The sequence below is a fragment of the Hafnia alvei genome (genome assembly GCF_964063325.1).
In the GTDB taxonomy this organism is placed as follows: Bacteria; Pseudomonadota; Gammaproteobacteria; order Enterobacterales; family Enterobacteriaceae; genus Hafnia; species Hafnia alvei_B.
On the sequence record NZ_OZ061315.1, the window covers coordinates 2758085 to 2778695 of the forward strand.

Annotated in this window: 20 protein-coding genes; 13 read left to right on the top strand and 7 right to left on the bottom strand. The window is 47.9% G+C overall.

What is annotated here, in order from left to right; genetic code table 11:
- Positions 1-38 precede the first annotated feature (38 nt).
- Both AB3Y96_RS13235 and AB3Y96_RS13240 read left to right on the top strand, forming a co-directional pair.
- A complete protein-coding gene (locus AB3Y96_RS13235) occupies positions 39-2105 on the top strand; it encodes a carbon starvation CstA family protein (RefSeq protein ID WP_367299403.1) in 2067 nt (688 codons plus the stop codon).
- Between the two features lie 25 nt (positions 2106-2130).
- Positions 2131-2436: a YbdD/YjiX family protein gene (locus tag AB3Y96_RS13240; RefSeq protein ID WP_072308782.1), complete on the top strand. Its 306-nt coding sequence runs from the start codon at positions 2131-2133 to the stop codon at positions 2434-2436.
- 146 nt (positions 2437-2582) lie between these two features.
- Here the strand turns inward: AB3Y96_RS13240 and fsa are convergent, their stop codons facing one another.
- Entirely contained in the window at positions 2583-3248 is a 666-nt protein-coding gene (fsa, locus tag AB3Y96_RS13245) for a fructose-6-phosphate aldolase (protein WP_072308712.1), read from the bottom strand.
- 158 nt (positions 3249-3406) lie between these two features.
- On the opposite strand from fsa, the gene AB3Y96_RS13250 reads away from it, so the two are divergent.
- From AB3Y96_RS13250 to AB3Y96_RS13265, 4 genes are all read left to right on the top strand, one after another.
- Positions 3407-4306, top strand: a complete 900-nt coding sequence (locus tag AB3Y96_RS13250; protein ID WP_072308711.1) for a glycyl-radical enzyme activating protein — start codon at positions 3407-3409, stop codon at positions 4304-4306.
- A gap of 4 nt (positions 4307-4310) precedes the next feature.
- Positions 4311-6743 carry a formate C-acetyltransferase/glycerol dehydratase family glycyl radical enzyme gene (locus AB3Y96_RS13255; protein ID WP_367299404.1) on the top strand — a complete coding sequence of 811 codons (2433 nt, stop codon included), beginning with the start codon at positions 4311-4313 and terminating at the stop codon, positions 6741-6743.
- A 72-nt stretch (positions 6744-6815) separates the two neighbouring features.
- Entirely contained in the window at positions 6816-7577 is a 762-nt protein-coding gene (locus AB3Y96_RS13260; protein WP_072308709.1) for a DNA-binding transcriptional regulator YciT, read from the top strand.
- Entirely contained in the window at positions 7574-7819 is a 246-nt protein-coding gene (locus AB3Y96_RS13265; protein WP_072308708.1) for a DUF2164 domain-containing protein, read from the top strand. Before AB3Y96_RS13260 ends, AB3Y96_RS13265 begins: the two co-directional genes overlap by 4 nt.
- Positions 7820-7985: 166 nt before the next feature.
- Here AB3Y96_RS13265 and aphA read toward each other — a convergent pair whose 3' ends face one another.
- Complete coding sequence (aphA, locus tag AB3Y96_RS13270; RefSeq protein WP_367299405.1) at positions 7986-8699, bottom strand: acid phosphatase AphA; 714 nt, start codon at positions 8697-8699, stop codon at positions 7986-7988.
- A gap of 283 nt (positions 8700-8982) precedes the next feature.
- Between aphA and dinI the strand changes: the two genes are divergently transcribed.
- A complete protein-coding gene (gene dinI, locus AB3Y96_RS13275; RefSeq protein WP_072308706.1) occupies positions 8983-9231 on the top strand; it encodes a DNA damage-inducible protein I in 249 nt (82 codons plus the stop codon).
- Between the two features lie 189 nt (positions 9232-9420).
- On the opposite strand, the gene tehA is transcribed toward dinI, so the two are convergent.
- Entirely contained in the window at positions 9421-10443 is a 1023-nt protein-coding gene (tehA, locus tag AB3Y96_RS13280; protein ID WP_367299406.1) for a dicarboxylate transporter/tellurite-resistance protein TehA, read from the bottom strand.
- A gap of 239 nt (positions 10444-10682) precedes the next feature.
- On the opposite strand from tehA, the gene AB3Y96_RS13285 reads away from it, so the two are divergent.
- The 4 genes from AB3Y96_RS13285 (at position 10683) to AB3Y96_RS13300 (ending at position 13492) form a co-directional block, all read left to right on the top strand.
- Positions 10683-10970: a hypothetical protein gene (locus tag AB3Y96_RS13285; RefSeq protein ID WP_072308704.1), complete on the top strand. Its 288-nt coding sequence runs from the start codon at positions 10683-10685 to the stop codon at positions 10968-10970.
- Positions 10971-11135: 165 nt separating this feature from the next.
- A complete protein-coding gene (gene bssS / locus AB3Y96_RS13290) occupies positions 11136-11390 on the top strand; it encodes a biofilm formation regulator BssS (RefSeq protein WP_004092990.1) in 255 nt (84 codons plus the stop codon).
- 204 nt (positions 11391-11594) lie between these two features.
- A complete protein-coding gene (gene solA, locus AB3Y96_RS13295) occupies positions 11595-12707 on the top strand; it encodes an N-methyl-L-tryptophan oxidase (protein WP_367299407.1) in 1113 nt (370 codons plus the stop codon).
- Positions 12708-12871: 164 nt separating this feature from the next.
- Positions 12872-13492, top strand: coding sequence for a LuxR family transcriptional regulator (locus tag AB3Y96_RS13300; RefSeq protein ID WP_072308702.1), 621 nt, complete (start codon positions 12872-12874; stop codon positions 13490-13492).
- Positions 13493-13612: 120 nt separating this feature from the next.
- Here the strand turns inward: AB3Y96_RS13300 and proP are convergent, their stop codons facing one another.
- Entirely contained in the window at positions 13613-15154 is a 1542-nt protein-coding gene (proP, locus tag AB3Y96_RS13305; RefSeq protein ID WP_367299408.1) for a glycine betaine/L-proline transporter ProP, read from the bottom strand.
- Between the two features lie 600 nt (positions 15155-15754).
- On the opposite strand from proP, the gene AB3Y96_RS13310 reads away from it, so the two are divergent.
- Positions 15755-15847, top strand: coding sequence for a DUF2770 domain-containing protein (locus AB3Y96_RS13310; protein WP_309544517.1), 93 nt, complete (start codon positions 15755-15757; stop codon positions 15845-15847).
- Positions 15848-15893: 46 nt separating this feature from the next.
- Here AB3Y96_RS13310 and AB3Y96_RS13315 read toward each other — a convergent pair whose 3' ends face one another.
- Complete coding sequence (locus tag AB3Y96_RS13315; RefSeq protein WP_367299409.1) at positions 15894-16931, bottom strand: AI-2E family transporter; 1038 nt, start codon at positions 16929-16931, stop codon at positions 15894-15896.
- A 321-nt stretch (positions 16932-17252) separates the two neighbouring features.
- Between AB3Y96_RS13315 and AB3Y96_RS13320 the strand changes: the two genes are divergently transcribed.
- Complete coding sequence (locus tag AB3Y96_RS13320) at positions 17253-18725, top strand: PLP-dependent aminotransferase family protein (RefSeq protein ID WP_367299410.1); 1473 nt, start codon at positions 17253-17255, stop codon at positions 18723-18725.
- A 19-nt stretch (positions 18726-18744) separates the two neighbouring features.
- On the opposite strand, the gene AB3Y96_RS13325 is transcribed toward AB3Y96_RS13320, so the two are convergent.
- Together AB3Y96_RS13325 and AB3Y96_RS13330 are read right to left on the bottom strand one after the other, a co-directional pair.
- A complete protein-coding gene (locus AB3Y96_RS13325; RefSeq protein WP_367299411.1) occupies positions 18745-19794 on the bottom strand; it encodes a rhodanese-related sulfurtransferase in 1050 nt (349 codons plus the stop codon).
- A gap of 176 nt (positions 19795-19970) precedes the next feature.
- Positions 19971-20525, bottom strand: coding sequence for a helix-turn-helix domain-containing protein (locus AB3Y96_RS13330; RefSeq protein ID WP_072308698.1), 555 nt, complete (start codon positions 20523-20525; stop codon positions 19971-19973).
- Between the last annotated feature and the right edge of the window lie 86 nt (positions 20526-20611).

The following is a 20611-nucleotide window of genomic DNA, read 5'->3' on the forward strand; positions in this document are numbered from 1 at the left end:
AAATCGATACCTCTCCCCCTATACGAAGGAGCCGTACAATGAAGAACGTCCGATCCGGCCTGATTTGGCTATTGGTGGCGTTAATCGGCGCTTATGCTTTTGGCATGCTAGCGCTGAGCCGTGGTGAACATATTAACGCGGTGTGGCTGGTGATAGCCGCTATTGCCTGTTACAGCATTGCCTACCGTTTTTACAGTCTTTTCATTGCTGAAAAAGTGTTTGAACTCGATGACCGTCGATTAACACCCGCCGAGCGCCACAACGATGGTTTGGACTATGTGCCAACTAACAAATGGGTGCTATTCGGGCATCACTTTGCGGCGATTGCCGGAGCGGGTCCGCTAGTCGGCCCCATTTTGGCGGCGCAAATGGGCTTTTTACCCGGTACCATTTGGATTTTGGTTGGTGTCATGCTAGCGGGCGCAGTGCAGGACTTTTTAGTCCTGTTTATTTCGACTCGTCGTGATGGCCGGTCGCTGGGCGAAATGGCTAAACAAGAGCTGGGCTCTTTTGCAGGCGTCATCACGATGCTTGGCGCATTAGGCGTGATGATTATCATCCTCTCAGCCTTGGCTCTGGTGGTAGTTAAAGCCTTAGCTGACAGTCCGTGGGGGCTGTTTACCATTGCCGCTACGATCCCTATCGCTCTGTTTATGGGCGTGTACATGCGTTATCTGCGCCCGGGGAAAATTGCGGAAGTCTCGATCATTGGCTTTGTTCTGATGATGGCCGCGATTATCTACGGCGGCGATATCGCCATGCACCCTTATTGGGGGCCTTTCTTTACTCTACACGGCACCACGCTAACGTGGGTGTTGGTTATTTATGGCTTCATTGCTTCCGTACTGCCGGTTTGGTTGCTGCTGGCACCGCGCGATTATTTATCGACCTTCCTGAAAATTGGCGTGATCGCCGGTTTAGCCGTGGGGATTGTCTTTGCTGCGCCAGAGATGAAAATGCCAGCGGTAACCCGCTTCATTGACGGCACTGGCCCGGTATTCTCCGGCAGCCTATTCCCATTCTTGTTTATTACCATTGCCTGCGGCGCCATCTCAGGTTTCCATGCGCTGGTTTCCAGCGGCACAACGCCGAAACTCATCGAGCGTGAAAGCCATATTCGCTTTATCGGCTATGGTGCCATGTTGATGGAGTCATTCGTGGCCATCATGGCATTAATCTGCGCCTCGGTTATCGACCCTGGCGTCTATTTCGCCATGAACTCCCCTGCGGCACTGATCGGTACTACGGTAGAAAATGCCTCACAGGTGATTAATAGCTGGGGTTTTGTCGTCACTCCTGAAACGCTTGCCATGATTGCCAAAGACGTGGGTGAGAATTCCATTCTGTCACGCGCCGGTGGTGCACCGACCTTCGCCGTTGGCATGGCACATATCATCACCGAGGTCTTCAACAGCCGCGCCATGATGGCGTTTTGGTATCACTTTGCCATTCTGTTTGAAGCACTGTTCATTCTGACCGCCGTGGATGCGGGTACGCGCGCCTGTCGTTTTATGGTGCAAGATCTGGTTGGTGTCGCAATTCCAAGCTTAGCCAACAACCGTTCTTGGTTTGGTAATCTGGCAGGAACCACGGTGGCCGTTGCCGGCTGGGGCTTCTTCGTTTATCAAGGCGTGGTCGATCCGCTAGGAGGAATTAATACGCTCTGGCCGCTGTTTGGTATCGGTAACCAAATGCTGGCCTCGATGGCGTTAATTCTCGGCACGGTCGTGCTGTTCAAGATGAAAAAGCAGCGCTACGCATGGGTGACCATTCTGCCAACGGTCTGGTTATTCGTGACTTCAATGACCGCTGGCTGGCAGAAGATTTTCCATGAGAAAGCCAGCATTGGTTTCTTAGCACAGGCCAAACGGTTCTCTGCGGGGATCGATTCAGGCACCCTCATTGCACCTGCGAAAACCATCAAAGATATGGAAACCATTGTGATAAATAACTACATCAACGCCGCGCTGTGTGGCTTCTTTATGTTGGTTGCCATCACCATGCTGATTTCTGCTTTCTTTGTTATTCGCCGTGCACTCAATGCCAACCAGCCGACGGTGCACGAGACAACGCCGGCACTGCGTGAGGAAAAATCACATGGCTGAGGAACATGATGTCAAAGCACACATGATGATCAAAAGCGGTCTGCCGTGGAAAAGGCAGGCGCAGCCGAATATGGTTATCCTGCGCTGTTTGCCACTTTCGCTGGGTGAGTCACACCCAACGTCGGCATGGCAGTGGGTAAAACTGATGTATCGGCGAGCCGCACAAAGTTTGCGTTTGATGGTTGGCGTGCAAGATTATCAGAACTACGTGCGCCACCAGCAGCTACATCATCCTGAAAATACGCCAATGACAGAGCGTGAATTTCATCGCTATTGCTTAGAGGCACGCTTCCCAAGCAAGGGGGGGAAATTGGGCAAATGCCCATGCTGAGGATCACGCGTTTATAAACATCAAAACCGGCCAAGTGGCCGGTTTTTTTATGGAGATTTATTCTATTTTATCGCTTGAGGTACGCTCTTCATTGCCAACCTCTTTTTCACCCGTTTAGACCACTTGGGCGATAGGCTACAAACGAGCTAGCCCAGCAGATTGGTGCCAAACGCACCCTGCCAATCTTGTTCAAATTTCTCAACGGCAGACTGCACTGCGGGGCTCAGCAACATTTGTTCTGCAATATCGACCGGCAGCGTGATCGCCTCACACCCCACCAACATGCAGTCCAATGCCTGGCGTGGCGTTTTAAAGCTCGCTGCCAGCACGCGAGAATTTGGCGCATGCATCTTCAGCAATTGATGTAATTCTCGCACCATGCCGATACCATCGCCGCCCTGCGCATCAACCCGATTAACATAAGGGGCAACGTAGGCTGCTCCGGCCATAGCCGCCAGCAACCCTTGGCCTGCACCATATACCGCGGTGCCAAGCGTGGCGATATTCATTGTATTCAGCTGTTTGATGGCTGCCAGCCCCTCTGCCGTGGTCGGGATTTTCACGATCACGCCAGAAATACGCTCGGTCAGCATAACCGCCTCCGTCACCATGCGTTCCGAATCGTTAGCCATCACCTGCGCAAAAAGTTTACCCGAACCGCCCAGCGCATCTCGCAAAGCCGGCAAAACCTCCCATACAGATTTACCCTCTTTGGCAATAATACTTGGGTTGGTTGTCACCCCTTGCAAGGGTAAAACACGCGCCAGCCTTTTCACCGCAATGACATCGGCCGTATCCAGATACAGTTCCATTCACTTCCCCCTATCGAAAATGTGCTCAACGTCTGATTGTGCTCACTATAAAGCATTAAACCCATTTGCAGTTGATCAATATCAACTCAACTTTCATTCGAAAGTGCATTAATCTTCGTTAGAAGAAATTGAACACTAATCATACCTTCGGAGTTCGTATGCTATTTAACCTGCAACGTTATTCGACCCATGATGGTCCAGGGATCCGCACAGTGGTATTTCTGAAAGGGTGCTCCTTAGGGTGTCGTTGGTGTCAAAATCCAGAGAGTCGCTCACGAGCCCGTGAACTGCTGTATGACGCAAGACTGTGCCTAGAAGGGTGTCAGCTATGCGAACAGTGTGTGCCGCACGCCATTCAACGAGAGAATAGTGGCGTCACGATCGATCGTCATGCGATCGCTGAGCGCGATTTAGATCGTCTTGAGACATGTTGCCCTACGGGCGCGTTGTCTGTATGCGGGTCGGCACTGGATCTGGATGAGGTGATGGGGTCGGTGCTGCGAGACTTGCCTTTTTATCAGCGAACCGGCGGCGGAATAACCCTTTCTGGCGGCGAGCCTTTCATGCAGCCCGAAGCCTGCGCAGAATTGCTGAAGCGCAGCCATCAACACCAAATTCATACTGCCGTTGAATCCTGCCTGCATGTGCCTTGGCATAACATTGAGCCCAGCCTTGAGTTTCTGGATCTATTGTTAGCCGATTTAAAGCATGTTAACGCAAACACCTTTAAACAATGGACTGACGGCTCTGCTAAACGCGTGATGGACAATTTTTGCCGTCTCGCCACGCGCGGCGTCAATATGACGATCCGTGTTCCACTCATTCCCGATTTTAACGCCGACGAACAATCCATTCGCGCAATCACCAACTTCGCCGCCGATGAACTCGGCGCCAAAGAGATTCATTTTCTGCCCTACCACACACTCGGCATCAATAAATACCGCCTGCTGGATATGCCTTATATAGCGGCGGATAAGCCATTGGATAACCCAGAGTTACTGGACTTTGCGCAGCAATACGCCCGCGATAAAGGTCTTACCGCTCTGCTACGAGGATAACGTCATGACCCAACTCGATTTAACTTCGCTGTCGCCACGTATTCGCGCTCATAAAGAGGCGCTAATCCATATCGTTAAGCCACCGGTGTGTACCGAACGTGCACAGCACTATACCGAGATGTACCAACAGCATCAGGATAAACCGCTGCCCGTACGCAGGGCACTGGCGTTAGCCCACCATCTCCAGCAACGCACCATCTGGATTAAACATGATGAGCTGATCATCGGCAATCAGGCCAGTGAAGTGCGTGCCGCGCCGATATTTCCTGAGTATACGGTCAGTTGGATTGAGCAGGAAATCGACGAACTGGCGGATCGCCCTGGCGCTGGATTCTCTGTCTCAGAGGAAAATAAAGCGGTATTGCATAAAATCTGCCCGTGGTGGCGAGGCCAAACCGTTCAAGATCGCTGCTACGGTATGTTTACCGACGAGCAAAAAGCCCTACTCTCAACCGGTATCATTAAAGCAGAAGGCAATATGACCTCCGGTGATGCCCATCTAGCGGTCAATTTCCCGCTGCTGTTGGAGAAAGGATTGGACGGACTGCGGGATAAAGTCGACGAACGCCGCAGCCGTTTGCAGCTCACCGACTGGGACGATCTGCACAAGGAGCAGTTCCTAAAGTCGATTGATATCGCCCTAAGCGCCCTTAGCGATCATATTTTACGCTACGCGGAGCTGGCGAAAAGCATGGCGGAACAGGAGAGTCGGCCTGAACGTCAGGCTGAACTGCGCCATATTGCTGCAAACTGTGAATTGATTGCACATCAGCCACCGCAAACCTTCTGGCAAGCGCTGCAGCTGTGCTATTTCATGCAGTTGGTGTTACAGATCGAATCCAACGGACATTCGGTTTCATTTGGCCGCCTCGATCAATACCTTTATCCATGGTATCGCCGCGACGTGGAGCTGAAGCAAAGCATCAGCCGTGAATTTGCCATTGAGCTATTGCACGGTTGCTGGCTGAAATTGTTAGAAGTGAATAAAATTCGCTCGGGTTCACACTCAAAAGCCTCTGCCGGTAGCCCGCTCTACCAAAACGTCACCATCGGCGGACAAACGTTGTTAAACGGCCAGCCGCAGGATGCCGTCAACCCCCTGTCTTACACCGTTTTAGAATCCTGTGGACGATTACGCTCTACGCAGCCGAACCTCAGCGTTCGATATCATGCGGGCATAAGCAATGATTTCCTCGATGCCTGCGTACAGGTCATTCGTTGTGGCTTTGGCATGCCAGCGTTTAATAACGATGAAATCGTGATCCCTGAGTTTATCAAACTGGGCGTTGAACCGCAGGATGCCTATGATTATGCCGCTATTGGATGCATCGAAACCGCCGTCGGCGGAAAATGGGGATATCGATGCACCGGAATGAGCTTCATCAACTTCGCCCGTGTGATGCTGGCCGCATTAGAACAAGGCCGCGATGCAACCAGTCAAAAAACATTTCTACCGCAAGAATTAGCGCTGTCTAAAGGTAACTTTGAGACGTTCGATCAGGTCATGAACGCTTGGGATGAGCAAATCCGTTACTTCACTCGCAAATCAATCGAAATTGAATGCGTTGTGGATACCGTGCTTGAAGAAAATGCCCATGACATTATCTGTTCTGCGCTCGTTGATGACTGCATCGAAAGAGGCAAAAGCGTGAAGCAAGGCGGCGCTAAATATGACTGGGTCTCTGGCCTACAGGTCGGCATCGCTAACCTCGGTAACAGCTTAGCGGCAGTACGAAAATTAGTCTTCGAACAAGGCGTTATCGGCCAGCAACAGCTTGCCGCGGCGCTGGCAAATGATTTTGATGGTTTAGACGGTGAACTGCTGCGCCAGAGACTGATGAACAATGCGCCGAAATATGGCAACGACGAAGATGACGTAGATAACTTGCTGGTTCGTGCCTATCAGACCTATATTGATGAACTGAAACAGTACCATAATACCCGTTTTGGTCGTGGGCCGATCGGCGGAACCTACTATGCGGGGACGTCATCCATTTCGGCTAACGTGCCTTTTGGTGCGGCCACGCAGGCCACACCAGATGGACGCAAAGCCAAAACGCCACTGGCGGAAGGCGCAAGCCCGGCATCGGGAACCGATCATCTTGGGCCCACGGCGGTATTTAACTCTTTAGGCAAACTCCCCACCGCCGCAATTCTAGGTGGCGTGTTGCTGAATCAGAAACTCAATCCAGCTACGCTGGAAAATACGCGCGATCGAGAAAAACTGATGCTGATGCTGCGCACCTTCTTTGAAGTGCATAAAGGCTGGCACGTGCAGTACAACATCGTTTCACGCGAAACACTGCTGGAAGCAAAAGCGCGCCCAGAACGGTATCGCGATCTTGTGGTGCGCGTAGCGGGCTACTCAGCGTTCTTTACGGCCTTATCTCCTGACGCTCAGGATGATATCATCGCGCGTACCGAACATACGCTTTGATGTGGGCGATTAAACACAAAGCTATCGGTGGCTTAGGCCACCGATAAATTAGGTCGTTAAGCCAAGGAACTCATGAATTCAAGACAGCAAGCTATTCTCCAATATGTCAACGACACACGCCGCATTAGCGTGGCCGATCTGGCACGTGATACCGGTGTTTCAGAGGTGACGATCCGTCAAGATCTGAACCTATTGGAAAAACGTAACTATCTAAAACGTATCCACGGATACGCCGTAGCGCTAGAAAGCGACGATGTAGATGCTCGAATGATGATTAATTTCACGTTAAAACAAAAATTGGCAGCCTACGCGGCATCTTTGGTTAACGATGGTGAAACAATTTTTATCGAAAATGGCAGTACCAATGCCCTTCTCGCCCGTTATCTGGCAGAGCGCAAACGCGTTACGCTGGTGACCGTAAGCACCTACATTGCCCACCTGCTGAAAGAAACGGATTGTGACGTCATTTTAATGGGTGGACTGTACCAAAAGCGCAGTGAAACAATGGTAGGCCCGCTAACCCGCCAATGTATCCAGCAGGTTTACTTCAACAAAGCTTTCCTCGGCATTGATGGTTTTCACCCAGAAACAGGCTTTACCGGTCGCGATATGATGCGCGCCGATATCGCCAATACGGTTTTAGCCAAAGGCGTTGAAAACATCGTGCTGACAGACTCTTCAAAATTCGGCCAAATTAACCCCAACCCATTGCAGCCCACTCACGCGATTAATCGGGTGATCACCGATTATCGTTTAAACGATGAATACAGAAACCATCTCAAAAAACTAAATATTCAGCTCGATATCGTTTATGAGGAGCAGGGTACGCTATGAGTGAAATGACCTTCAGCCGTGAACAGACCTCGCAGATGGTCCACAAATTACAAAAATATCTACAGGCTGAATTAGACGTTGAAATTGGTGATTTTGATGCAGAATTCTTGCTGGATTTCTTTGCCAAAGAGCTCGGCGCGCATTTTTATAATCAAGGGATGGCTGACGCACTGCGCGTAGTAGAAGAAAAAACGGAAGATCTTGTCGATACGCTGACTTGGCTGCAAAAGCCTGTCGATTAAAAACATACCGCCCATAGCGAACTCTAACGTCCGATATTAGGGGGAACCGTAGGGATGGGGTCGTAGCAGCTTTAGCTGCCGGAGCGCCCCACCCTACGGTAGCCCCCGTGAATCTCAATCGCCAAAGCGACCAGCATCAACCATAACACTATCTTTTTCTATAGTATTAATATTCAGAGTTAACAATAACCTCTTCACCCAACGCCCCTGCATTTGGCAACGGCTGATAGCTTGAGTTAGATGCCCGCAATACCCGAATACCACGGATACCGACATCGCGAGCCGCGGTGATATCACCATCCGAATCACCGTAATAAACCTTAATCTGCTTTTCTTTGATCCAGTTTATCTTGGTATTTTGTCCAGGCTGATCGCCTGCAAAGATCACGCTATTCATGTTTGCTGCCGGTATCGAGAAATCCGCTTGCAAGGTATTCGTAACGGTTTCTGTTTTGGTCGGGCTGCGACCAGTAATGAAATAAATGCTGTCACCACGCTTAAGATGCATTGCAATCAGATCTTTACCCACCTGCTTGGGCATACTGAAACTATCCCAACCGTTATTCATTTTCTCCCAAAATGCGGGATCTTTCAGATAGTTTTGATCTTGCGGAGAGAACTCTTTCTGCCCACGATAAAATCCTGGGCTCGAAAATAGCACCGTATCATCAATATCAAAACCGACTGCTATAGGAGGAATACCCTGTAGGCTATTCTCAATCTGCGTCACAGAAACCCAGTGAATTGGCGCTTGATGTGCCAACTGTGCAACGGTAACCCCAGCATTAAGAGGCGTATCTGTAGACACTTTTGCCTGTGCCGATGGGCTTAAACTGATAACAAGGGCTAACGCACTGAGTGCAACCGCAATCTTTCGCATGGATATTCCTTTTATTTGTTAATTCTCACATTCACAGCTGTGAAATATCGGATTAGGGTTTTGTCACATTCGCGCTTCATAGTATGCAGCAAATACATCAGAAAACGTGCTCTGGTTCAAAATTGATGGGCGTAATAAGCAGGCAAACGGGAAGAACATCGCATATTGATAGAAAAGTGACGTACTGAAGCGCAAAGAAAATAAAAATAGTGGTTGTACAGTATTGCGTTAATAGAATCTCGACTGTATAAATATACAGTATATTGTGAATGCGGAGGCGACCATGCGCATTGAATTGACATTGGACAAACGTAACAAGCTGCCAGACGGTGCTCTGGAAGCATTAAACCACGAATTTTCAAAACGAGTAAACCATATCTATCCTGAAACTGCGGTACAGGTTCGAATGACTAACTCGAATACGTTAACCGTTATGGGCGGACTGAAATCCGACAAAGAACGCATCGAGGAAGTCCTGCAAGAAACGTGGGAAAGTGCCGACGACTGGTTCGATAACGGATTTAGCGAATAACACTAATTCGCGGTGTAAACACACACTTTTACGCCGCAATAATAAGCCTAATTCATTGAATGATAATAGGCGATGAGTTCCATCTCCGTTAGCCATCGGCAATTCCTACGGATAGTAAAATGCGTAGGCCGGGAGTCGCTTCCCGGCTTTTTTTTGCCTATCTAGCCGCACAACATCTTTCTTGCACTATTATTTCGTTCGCGATTTGCAGCAAGGCCTTTCCACCGTAGGGATCAGCCTTTTTTGCACCAGCAAAATCACCGTTTTGAGCATCAGCAAGGCAATCACAAGGTTAGTGAAAACGAACATGGGAACCGCTAACGCCGCAAACAATCCATCTTGTTCACCCACGCTTAAATGCAGAGCCGTGGTTGCTAGTGCCGAAATACCGAATGAAAAGCTCCAAAATGAAGCATTGAACGGCTGTTTCATGTACCACGGCATTAGCCTAAGCATAAAAATAAGCTGCAATAATCCATAGCCAAACAGCATCTTGGCAACGAAGTCTGTATGTCCACCATTAACGCTGAGGTAGGCACTGCATGCCACCAGCGCTGGAGCAAGTTGAATACCTAGCGAAGTACGCACCGGCTTGGCCATTTCGCCATGGCTGCGCATACGATGTAGGATCGCAGGCTCCAAACTCAGCCATGAAAATACCCCTGCGCCTAAGAACAGAATGCCCAGATCGTGAAAGCCTAATGCGCCACACGCCATGGCACTGATGAAGTTATTAGCTACCGTGGGCAAATATAAACCCGGTGTCGTGGCCTCCGCCGGATGCTCCCCTTTCCACAGCCCCGCGCTTTGCCATGCGGCATAGCACAGTTGGACGCAGGCACCGATACCAAACATGATTTCAGCCAGAAGGTGCGTTGGCGAATAATGAGCAAAGCCAATTGAAACCAGCATCGTGGTGGCCGGAAATAAGCTCACGAAACTTCCGCTCAGCGGGTGGCGCATTTCAGCTATCACTAATTGTGGATAACGTACAAGACGATATATAAAAGCCAACGCTAAACTGAGCCAAATCAACGTTGCTAGCCCAACCAAACCTTCGCCAATGAAAGGCGAAACGGGCCAAATAGTCGCCGCATAGCGCCAAGCAAACCCCATCCCGATGATGCCCAGCACCATCCCAAAATATCCTGCAGGGATATTGACCACGTGAGGCTCAGTGCGCTCAGCGGTGCTTTCTAAAGAACTATTCATGAGAACTTTTACACAACTCAAACAGGACGCAGATTATAGCGGATGATCCCTCAGCTGTTTTCACTTTCATCCTACAAAACTCGCAAAGTGTCATTTTTAATACGCTTTATCACCACCCTACGCTGGGTTTAGGTCATTTATCTGATTGTATTGGCATAAAATGATGGACTAGGCTTAACTTAACTCGGTGGTTTAACTAACCTCAATACTCTAGGACTTATGCCGTAGGAGAACAATAAATGAACAGCGACAATCCCGAGCATGCAATGACGTTTGGTGAACTACTTGAACTGATCCACGATCAACAACGACGAATTAATGTGCTGGAAACTGCATTTTCCTATTTAGCATTCGGACTCGAGGGAAAAAGCTGTCAACTATTGACCCACAGCTTGAAATTGGAGGCCAACAACCAAACATATGATACTAAGACGCAAGAATACTTCGCCAAACTTGCAGAACAGTTTGAGGTACGTAATTCCGGCGTTAGCGAGACAACAACAATCGCAAATAATCACAATATCTAGTTAGTACCTGTGTTTAATTCATCGCCAGAAAACATTTTTTTAACAAAACACATAAAAAATACGTCATTTAAACAGTTAGATGCGTATACTGAAAATGCTCATCTAATGAGACACATTGATCCTGGTTAGTAGCTCACGACAGTCACTACGTTTTAGGGGGTCTTTATGAACGGAAAAGATGAAGTAATTCAGACGCACCCAGTGGTTGGTTGGGATATCAGTACTGTTGATAGCTATGATGCTTTGATGATCCGCCTGCACTATCTTTCTTCACGCGATCAAGATCCTGAGAAAGCGGAAGTGGATCGTACTCTGTGGTTAACCACCGATGTTGCACGGCAGCTCATTGACATCCTCGAAGCCGGAATTGAAAAGATAGAATCTTCGGAATACCAAGACATTGATTACCTTAAACATTAGTACATTAACGCACCGCTAGAACACCGCCCCTCACAAGGCGGTGTTTTTTTATGTCTCGATTTCCCTCTGCAACCCTGCAAAGGTTATCATCAGGTTGTAAAATAGATCACAAATGTTGTTCAACCAAATTTGTTGCGCTGAATTCGTTCATCGCCATAAAAACGGGTGTACTCATGGAAAAACCATGACACGGAGGATCCCTTTATGAAATACGATTTAGCTATTGTCGGCTGTGGCTCTGTTGGTGCAGCCGCTGGCTATTATGCTGCGCTTTCAGGCTTAAACGTTTTGATGCTAGATAGCCATACCCCACCCCATCGGCAGGGTAGCCATCATGGCGACACCAGAATTATTCGCCATGCCTATGGCGAAGGTGAGAAATATGTTCCCTTGGTGCTACGCGCACAGGAGCTTTGGAACAAGTTGGAAGAGGCTTGCGCAGTACAACTTTTTCATCGCAGCGGCGTTCTTAACATAGGGCCGTCCAGTTCTGAATTCATGCGTAATGCCGAAAACAGCGCCTCTCAGTTTGGGCTGTCCGTAGAGAAATTGGACGCTGAACAACTGCGAAAACGCTGGCCTGAGTGGTCAGTGCCTGATGGCTACATCGGTTTATTCGAGCCAAACGCCGGGTATTTAAAAGCCGAGCTCGCGGTAGGTATTCTCAATGAAAAAGCCGCCGAGGCCGGTGCTGATTTGCACTTTAACTGCCAAGTTGATGCAATTACACCTGAGGATAACGGGGTAAAAATCACCACGTCTGAGGGAGAATTTAGCGCACGCCAAGTTGCCGTTACGGCTGGAACATGGGCAAAAGCATTGCTACCGGAACTGCCAATAACGCCAGTACGCAAAGTTTTCTCTTGGTATCAAGCCGATGGCCGTTACAGCGAAAATAACAACTTCCCTGCTTTTACGGTTGAAACTCCCGAAGGCGATCAGTTTTATGGCTTTCCATATAACAATGACGGTCTAAAGTTGGGTAAACATAATGGCGGACAAGCCATTACCCTGCCCGAGCAGCGCCGTCCGTTTGGTACTAATCCACAGGATGGTAGTGAAGTATTTGGCTTTTTACGTCAATTCCTGCCCGGCGTTGGCGTCTGTTTACACGGTGAGGTTTGCACCTATGATCTCTCCCCAGATGAAGATTTCATTCTAGACACACTACCGCATTCACCGCAGGTCAGCGTAGTAACCGGTTTAAGCGGGCATGGTTTTAAATTTGCTACCGTATTAGGTGAGATTATTGCGCTTCAGGCCGCAGGCCAACCCGTTCCATTCGATCTCTCTCCTTTCAAAATAAGTCGATTTTAATTGCTTGCCCGCAAAAATGCGGGCTAATAATTTAATAGCACAAGCCATCGCTCACGGTGGTTATTTTAGAATTGACAACTGCATATTAAAAACACTAACTTATAGAGGTGGAATTTATATAAATCATATCAAAAAACATAAGACGTTATTTTCAAGGATGATGAATGAACGTATTAGTTGTAGACAAATGTCTCTATACACGATTGGGTATATCCTGTTACTTTTCTGAAGAAACAGGTATAAATATTCACCATGTGAATTCGGTGATTCAAGCTTTAGAGAAAAAAGATATACCTAATCCTGATATTATTTTAGTCAACCTGACGGATTATTGTCGAATCAATGAGCAAGACACATCTCTGATACGATTTTTCTCTCATTATTCACACGTTAAAATATTTGTTTACCTGGATGCGGACTATCCGAATGGCACTAGACCAATTATATTAAATGGCCATGTATATATCATTAATAAACAAAACCTTACAGCAATTTTATCCGTTTTCACCGAGTTACATCGAAAGCCAGATCTGCATAAAAGCATACAGCAATATTTTGGCAATTATCCGGCATTGACCGATCGCGAAGCCTCTATAACCCAATATTGGATGGAGGAAATGCCTAACCACAAAATTGCACGTAAGTTAAACATCTGTGGCCGAACCGTATATGTACATAAGCAACATATCACCGAGAAAATGCATGTACGTAATCGGCTTGAGTTCTGCTATCTCTATAATGTCATTAAATATGTAGTCTTCCCTAGCCCTAACCTAATCAAATAAATTCTGCAATAAAAAAAGCCCGCGTATGCTCGCGGGCTTTTAAAAAAGAAAATACTTTTCATAATATAATTCACAAAACAATAGTTTTGTATTTACATCATAATTAATTAATAGGCATCATTAATTTACAGTACTGTGATTATTTTGTAAGACCCGTTCTTGTTCTTTTTTCTGGCGACGCAAACGCAATTTGTTTATCAGCGCTTTAGCCTCAGCCTTGGTCGCTACTGCTGGTGCTGAGCCACGCAGTGGCTTTCGTGCTGTTTCACGCATAAACAACACGGTGACAACACCGATCGCTCCCGCCACCATCAAATAATAGGCCGGAACCATTTGGTTGCCCGTTGACGAAACCAACCACGAAGTCATCAGCGGCGTCGTTCCACCAAATAATGAAACTGAAATATTAAAACCTACGGCCAAAGCACTATAACGAGTCTGCGTAGTAAATAGCGCAGGTAATGCAGAAGGCATGGTGCCACTGAAGCAGGTATGCAGCATCCCCAAAATCATCAGTCCCGCAAATACCGCCCACATATTTCCTGTACCAATCAGCATCAGGGATGGGATAGCCAACACGATTAACCCCAGCGCACCAAACATGATAACGGGTTTGCGTCCTAAACGGTCATTCCAGTGGCCCCACAACAGCGTCATTGGCATCATGATGAACATCACGACCATAATCAGCATTAAGCCACTGAGTTCGCTCAATCCCAACACCCCGGTCAAGTAACTTGGCATGTACGATGTCAGCATATAATTAGACACGTTGAACAGCAGAACAAGGCCAATACATTTCAGCATCTGCTGCCAGTAGGTTCCCATCATTTCAAACAGGCCCATCTTGGGCTTACTATCTTCAATGGCTTCCTGTTTTTCCATATGTTTTTGGAACGCAGGCGTCTCTTCAAGTTTTAAACGGATATACAGACCAAATAATCCCAACGGCGCAGCGATAAAGAATGGAATACGCCAGCCCCATGCAAGCAACGTTTCTTCAGGCATAATCGCCGTTAGCCCGGTCACCAGCATCGCTCCGAGCAAATAGCCACCGAATGTGCCGAACTCTAACCAGCTTCCCATGAAACCACGGCGTTTATCCGTTGAGTACTCAGCGATAAACGTAGCAGCGCCGCCGTACTCACCTCCGGTGGAAAAGCCCTGAACCAAACGAGCGACCAATAGCAATATTGGGGCTGCAATACCAATACTTTCATAGCTTGGGATTAATCCAATACAGAATGTTCCCACCGCCATCATGATCATGGTAAACGCCAATACCTTTTGGCGGCCAATGCGATCGCCGAGCGGGCCAAACACCATGCCCCCTAATGGGCGTACCAAAAATGCAGCCGCAAAAGCGGCGAAAGTCGCAATCAGCTGGGCTGCGGGGCTGCCGCTGGGGAAGAAGACTTTACCAATGGTCACGGCTAAAAAGCTGTAAACACCAAAATCAAACCACTCCATGGCATTACCCAGTGCCGCAGCGCCTACGGCTCGTTTGAGCATGCTGCGGTCGACGATAGTAATATCGTCAACGGTCATTTCTGGTTTTTGATTCTTCTTTAGACTCTTGCGCCAAAACGCAAGATGGGATGAATGTGGCTGTGCATCAGCCACGCGCGTTTCTGACGCGAGAGTCTCTTTAGGATCGGTCATAGTTACCCTTGATGTGCATTGAATTAATTCTCAGCAGCACCATAGATTTCGCGTCCCCGTAATTACGGCTTAATCCAATTTTCGGATCGCAGCGTGAGGCGAGATCTATGCAGCAGCATTAACGAGAAATCGTTAAAAGTTACCTATTTTTTATCGTGTTATTTTCTGTTCCCTTAGCAGGTTTTTTATTTTTCATGGTGTCTTTACATATCTTTAATTTACACATTTTAGTGACTTTGGTCAAGTTTTTGACTTTTTGTCTAATGCAATGCGCCGGTAATTTACCAACGTTATTACAAAGCGCATAATTTAAAAAATATCTTTATATTCATAATATTGAGTTAAATTTCATTTAAATTTTGTTGGCTGTAAACCGTGTAAAAACGGCGCATAAACCAATACGGAATATTGCTTTATCCGTCACTGTTTTTAGCTAAAAAATTGACAAAAAAAGACAGAAAACTTGGCCTAATTCTCAAGAAAATATATGTGTTAAACCCAACAGAAATATCATCTGCTGATTGTGATTTTAGATATAAAAAATTATACTTTTTTCAATCTGCACTTTGAGTTGCACGTATGTTTGACAAAATAATTCAGATGATTATTAACAACGTTCGCAATCATCTGATCTTTTATCTGGCTATTTCGTTATTACTGCTTTTGTTAGATATTTATCTTCTTTACTTCTGAAATCACCTCGCCCCCTCTTCTCCCGAAGAGAGGGCTTCGTCACCGGCTATTTCTCTTCAACACCCTCACCTAACAGAACCGCAAAACGCGATCCCACCGGGGTGAGCTCTAACAAAATTTTAACCACGATAGTGAGTGGCACAGACAACAACATCCCAATAGGGCCAAGCAGCCATCCCCAAAATATCAGCGATAAAAACACCACCAGCGTTGAAAGCCCCAATCCACGGCCCATCACCCGAGGCTCGAGGATATTGCCAAACACCATATTGATGATGATATAGCCCGATGCCACCATAACGGCATCGCCAAAACTATTGAATAACAGCGCCTGAATCACCGGTGGGACTGCGGCAATCACCGAACCAATATTTGGAATATAGTTCAGTACAAAAGCCAATACACCCCACATCATGGCAAAGCGGATCCCCATCAGATGCAGCATTAACCAAACCACGACACCAGTAATAACGCTGATGCCGGTTTTCAACGCCAAATATTGGGTTACACCATCCAACGCTCGCTGGATGCTTCCCATACCCGCATCAGCATTAGAGAGGGATTTTCGTAGCTTGTAAGGAAGATGGGGAACTTCCATCAACATAAAAACGACCGTCATCAGCAGCAGGAATAAACTCGACATTGCCCCTGATAATTGGGTCACAATCCGCGTGGCCATATTCATCACGACACCGGGATCAAAATGATTCGCCAACTCGATAGGTGAAAAATTCAGATTCAAACGCTCGGCAATATGCTGCACTACCGCAAGCTTGCTGGCTAACATACCGCGATATTGCGGCAACGTTCGGCTGAAATCATTAAGCGACGAGCCCAACATACCTATCATTAGCGTTAGCAACAGAATAATGATAACCAGTACCAGCCCAACCGCGGCAGCGCGCGGCAACCGCAACCGCATAAGCCCCGTCACCAGTGGGCTAAGGATAATAGCCAGAAACAAGGCTAGCAAAAACGGCACAATAATATCGGATGCGGCTCTCACTCCAGCCAGAACGATAACCAGAGCCGCAGCCATAATCGCAATTCGAATACCCTGTGCGCTTAATACGGTTCGGGACATGGTGATTCCTTGTTGTCATATATCCTGATCGGTGCTTTCCGATCCAACTGTTCGCGTGTTCCCTATCCAAGACCTTGCTCACCCATCATTGTTCGGATGCTGTCTCTAGCCAGATACGGTAACTCCCTATAGATTATCGCAGGATTTTTTTGATCACCACCCGCCAACTAAATTCAAAATATTAATATGAATGAGGCCATTGGCAGTCGCAATTAAATAATTGATTGTAATATATTTTACGTCAACATATTGATGGATACTCCATCTCGCTGGTTAGAATCACGTATACTGGCGTTTTATTCTCTTTGATCCGGATCCCGAATGCTGTCGTTTAACCTCGATCGCCACGACTCTTTGTCGCTGCAAAAACAGATTTATCAGCAAATCCATACGGCGCTGCACAACGGAGTGTTAACGAACGGCGAACGCCTGCCTTCGATTCGTGAGCTCGGAGAAAAGCTACAGGTTTCCCGTAATACGATTACGGCCGTTTATGAAAAACTGGTTCTAGAAGGATTTATCGCCAGCCGTCCAGGCGTGGGATACAACGTTATCCTATCGTCACGTATTGATCTGCCCGAGTCTAAAACGCCGCAAAGCGATTTAGATCATCCCCCCAGCGTGTTGCAGACTCAGGCGCCAGACACCTACGTTGACGTAGATAGTCCCATGTTTTTCAGCCTAGGTAATCCTGATGAGTCATCATTCCCTTGGCAGCGCTGGCGCAGTTGGAATAACAAAGCCTCGCGTAGTAAACATTTATTGATGACGCGTTACCATCCCCCAGCTGGCCTGATGTCGTTGCGACAAGAGCTGGTCAAATACTTGGCTAATGCCCGCGGCATTCATACCGATGCCGAGCACATCATCATCACCAACGGCGTCCAAGAAGGTTTAGCCCTGATTGCGCGCACGCTATTAACGCCGCAAGAGCATATTGCCGTGGAGTCTCCCTGCTATTCCGGTGCGTGGAATTTGTTTAGCAGTTGCACCCCGCATATTCACGCTATTCCGGTAGATGATTTTGGCTTGCAAACCCAAGGCCTGCCAGATCAGCAGTGTGCCTTAGCATACGTGACACCGTCACATCAATACCCTGTAGGCGGAACTTTGCCGCTTGAGCGGCGTAAAATGCTGTTGGATTGGTCTCGGCGATCAAACGCTTACGTGATTGAAGACGACTACGACACCACGTTCCTTTATGGCACACAGCCGCTTCCGGCGTTGAAATCATTGGAAAATGCTAACAACGTTATTTATCTCAGCAGTTTTTCAAAAACGCTGGGGCCCGGCATGCGTATTGGTTTTATGGTGTGTCCAGAGCGGTTAGTTGCGCCAATTCTTAACCTGAAAGCGCTGTGGAATCACGGTGCCAGCTGGTTGTATCAGCAATTTCTCGCTGACTTTATGCACGATCAGGGTTATCACCGCCATCTACGCAAGCTTGAAATCGAATATGGCGCACGCCAAAAATTACTGCGTGAAGGCCTAATGGCGCTATTCCCGAGTGCTACGCTGTTAGGCACCTCATCAGGCCTGCATATTACGTTAAAAACGTCGCTGTCAGCCCATACCGTTAGCCAACTGCGTGAACGCTGCCTGCGCGAAGGCGTGCGTTTCGATACCTTAGGCAGCATGTGTAATGGTTCCGAGAACGCCTATTTGGCAGAAAATCAGGATACGCTAATGCTGTTTGGCTTTAGCGCGTTGTCACAGGGACATATTCGGTTAGCGTTAGAAATTATTGGCAAAGCCTGCCGGGAGCTGGGTATTTCATCCACCGGCAAGGCTTAGGATGGGCTATTTATACGGACTAATCGTCGCGGCCAGGAATGCGCAAACGAAGCGGCTTACTGCGCGACTTATTGAAAATCATATTGCCATTCTCACGGCCAGCGCGGCGAGCCCGCTGCTCTTCAACCGGCAATGCCCGCTCTTCTTGGCATTCAGAACTACAGCAACCGCTGAATTTCTCTGCGCAGGACGGGCATTGAATAAATAACAGATGACAACCGTCATTCAGACAGTTGGTGTGCGTATCGCAAGACGTCCCGCACTGGTGGCATTGGGAGATGACATCGTCGGTGATACGTTCGCCCATGCGTTCATCAAAGACAAAATTTTTGCCGATAAACTTCAGCGGTAATCCCTGCTCTCGAGCACGACGTGTATATTCAATGATGCCACCTTCCACGTGATAAACGTTGTTAAACCCGTTATGCAGCATATAGGCGCTGGCTTTTTCACAGCGTATCCCACCGGTGCAATACATCACGATTTTCTTATCTTTATCCTGCTGTAGCATATCAACCGCCATCGGCAGCTGATCGCGGAAAGTATCCGAAGGCACTTCTAATGCATCGGTGAAATGCCCAACTTCATACTCATAGTGATTGCGCATATCCACAAACACCGCATCGGGATCATCCAGCATAGCATTCACTTCGGCCGCTTTTAGATATTGACCCACATTGGCAGGATTAAAACTGGGATCGTCAATACCATCGGCAACAATTCGCTCGCGCACTTTCATACGCAACACCCAGAAGGATTTTCCATCGTCGTCGAGCGCCACGTTCATTCTTAGCCCGTCGAAATCAGGGTGCGCCTGATACAACGCGCTTTGCATCGCGTCATAGCGGCTTGCAGGAACGGAAATCTGTGCGTTAATGCCTTCATGCGCGATGTAAATACGACCGAACACGCCTAGTTCACGAAACGCGATATAGAGAGCGTCACGGAAGAGCTGCGGCTCTTCGATGCGGCAGTATTTGTAGAATGAAACCGTGGTGCGTGGCTCGGTTTCGGCCAACATCCGCGCTTTTAATTCTTGGTTTGAGATTTGGTTATGCAACACTGGCATGGTGTTCATTTCCTCAATGTTAGTTATTCAAATTTTCACGGGTTCCTCGAGTATCTGACCCGAGTCAGCCCCATAGGGCGGCGATTATGGATATTCATTGATGAATAATCCACCGACAGACCGTGTGGTTATTTAAAGAATAGCTAACAAAAAGATAAATAAATGTTGCCGAATGCTTATTCATCCCCACGTAGCTGGGGATAATGAACAATATTGTAGAATTTGGCGGCGTGGTTGCCCGTATTGCGATAGCTGTGTGTTTGGTCAGCCACAAAGCGCAATGGCTTGCTGGTTGTCACCGTCTGCCATACGCCTTTCACCTGTACTTCTATTTCGCCGTCGATCATAAGAATATCTTCCACAACCCCTTGCTCGTGCGCGTAGGAATTGTGAATGCACCCCGCGTGCAAGGTGATCAGAAGCACCTCATAACCTAGCTGAGCATCAAAACTAAGCTGGGTCTGAGCGGTAATCGCCTCATCTTCATGATGTAAGCTTAGCGTGGGCTCTTCATCCACCAGCTGCGGGGGCAAAAACTCACTGAAGGAAGCCTGTAGCCCGCTGGAAATCCGCCACAGGGTGACCACGGTTGGGCTCGATTCGCCACGCTCAATTTGTCCAAGCATAGCCTTGCTCACCCCTGTAGCCTGCGCCGTTTTATCTAGACTCCATCCTCGCCGCTGGCGCAGTTCACGCAGCGTTTTTCCAATATGAAGAGCAAGATCGGTCATGATTTATTCTCATTGGTGTTGTGCGTTATAACGCACAATGCTAATCTTGTTTTGTGCGCTATAACGCACAAGGCGGTGAAAAGTTT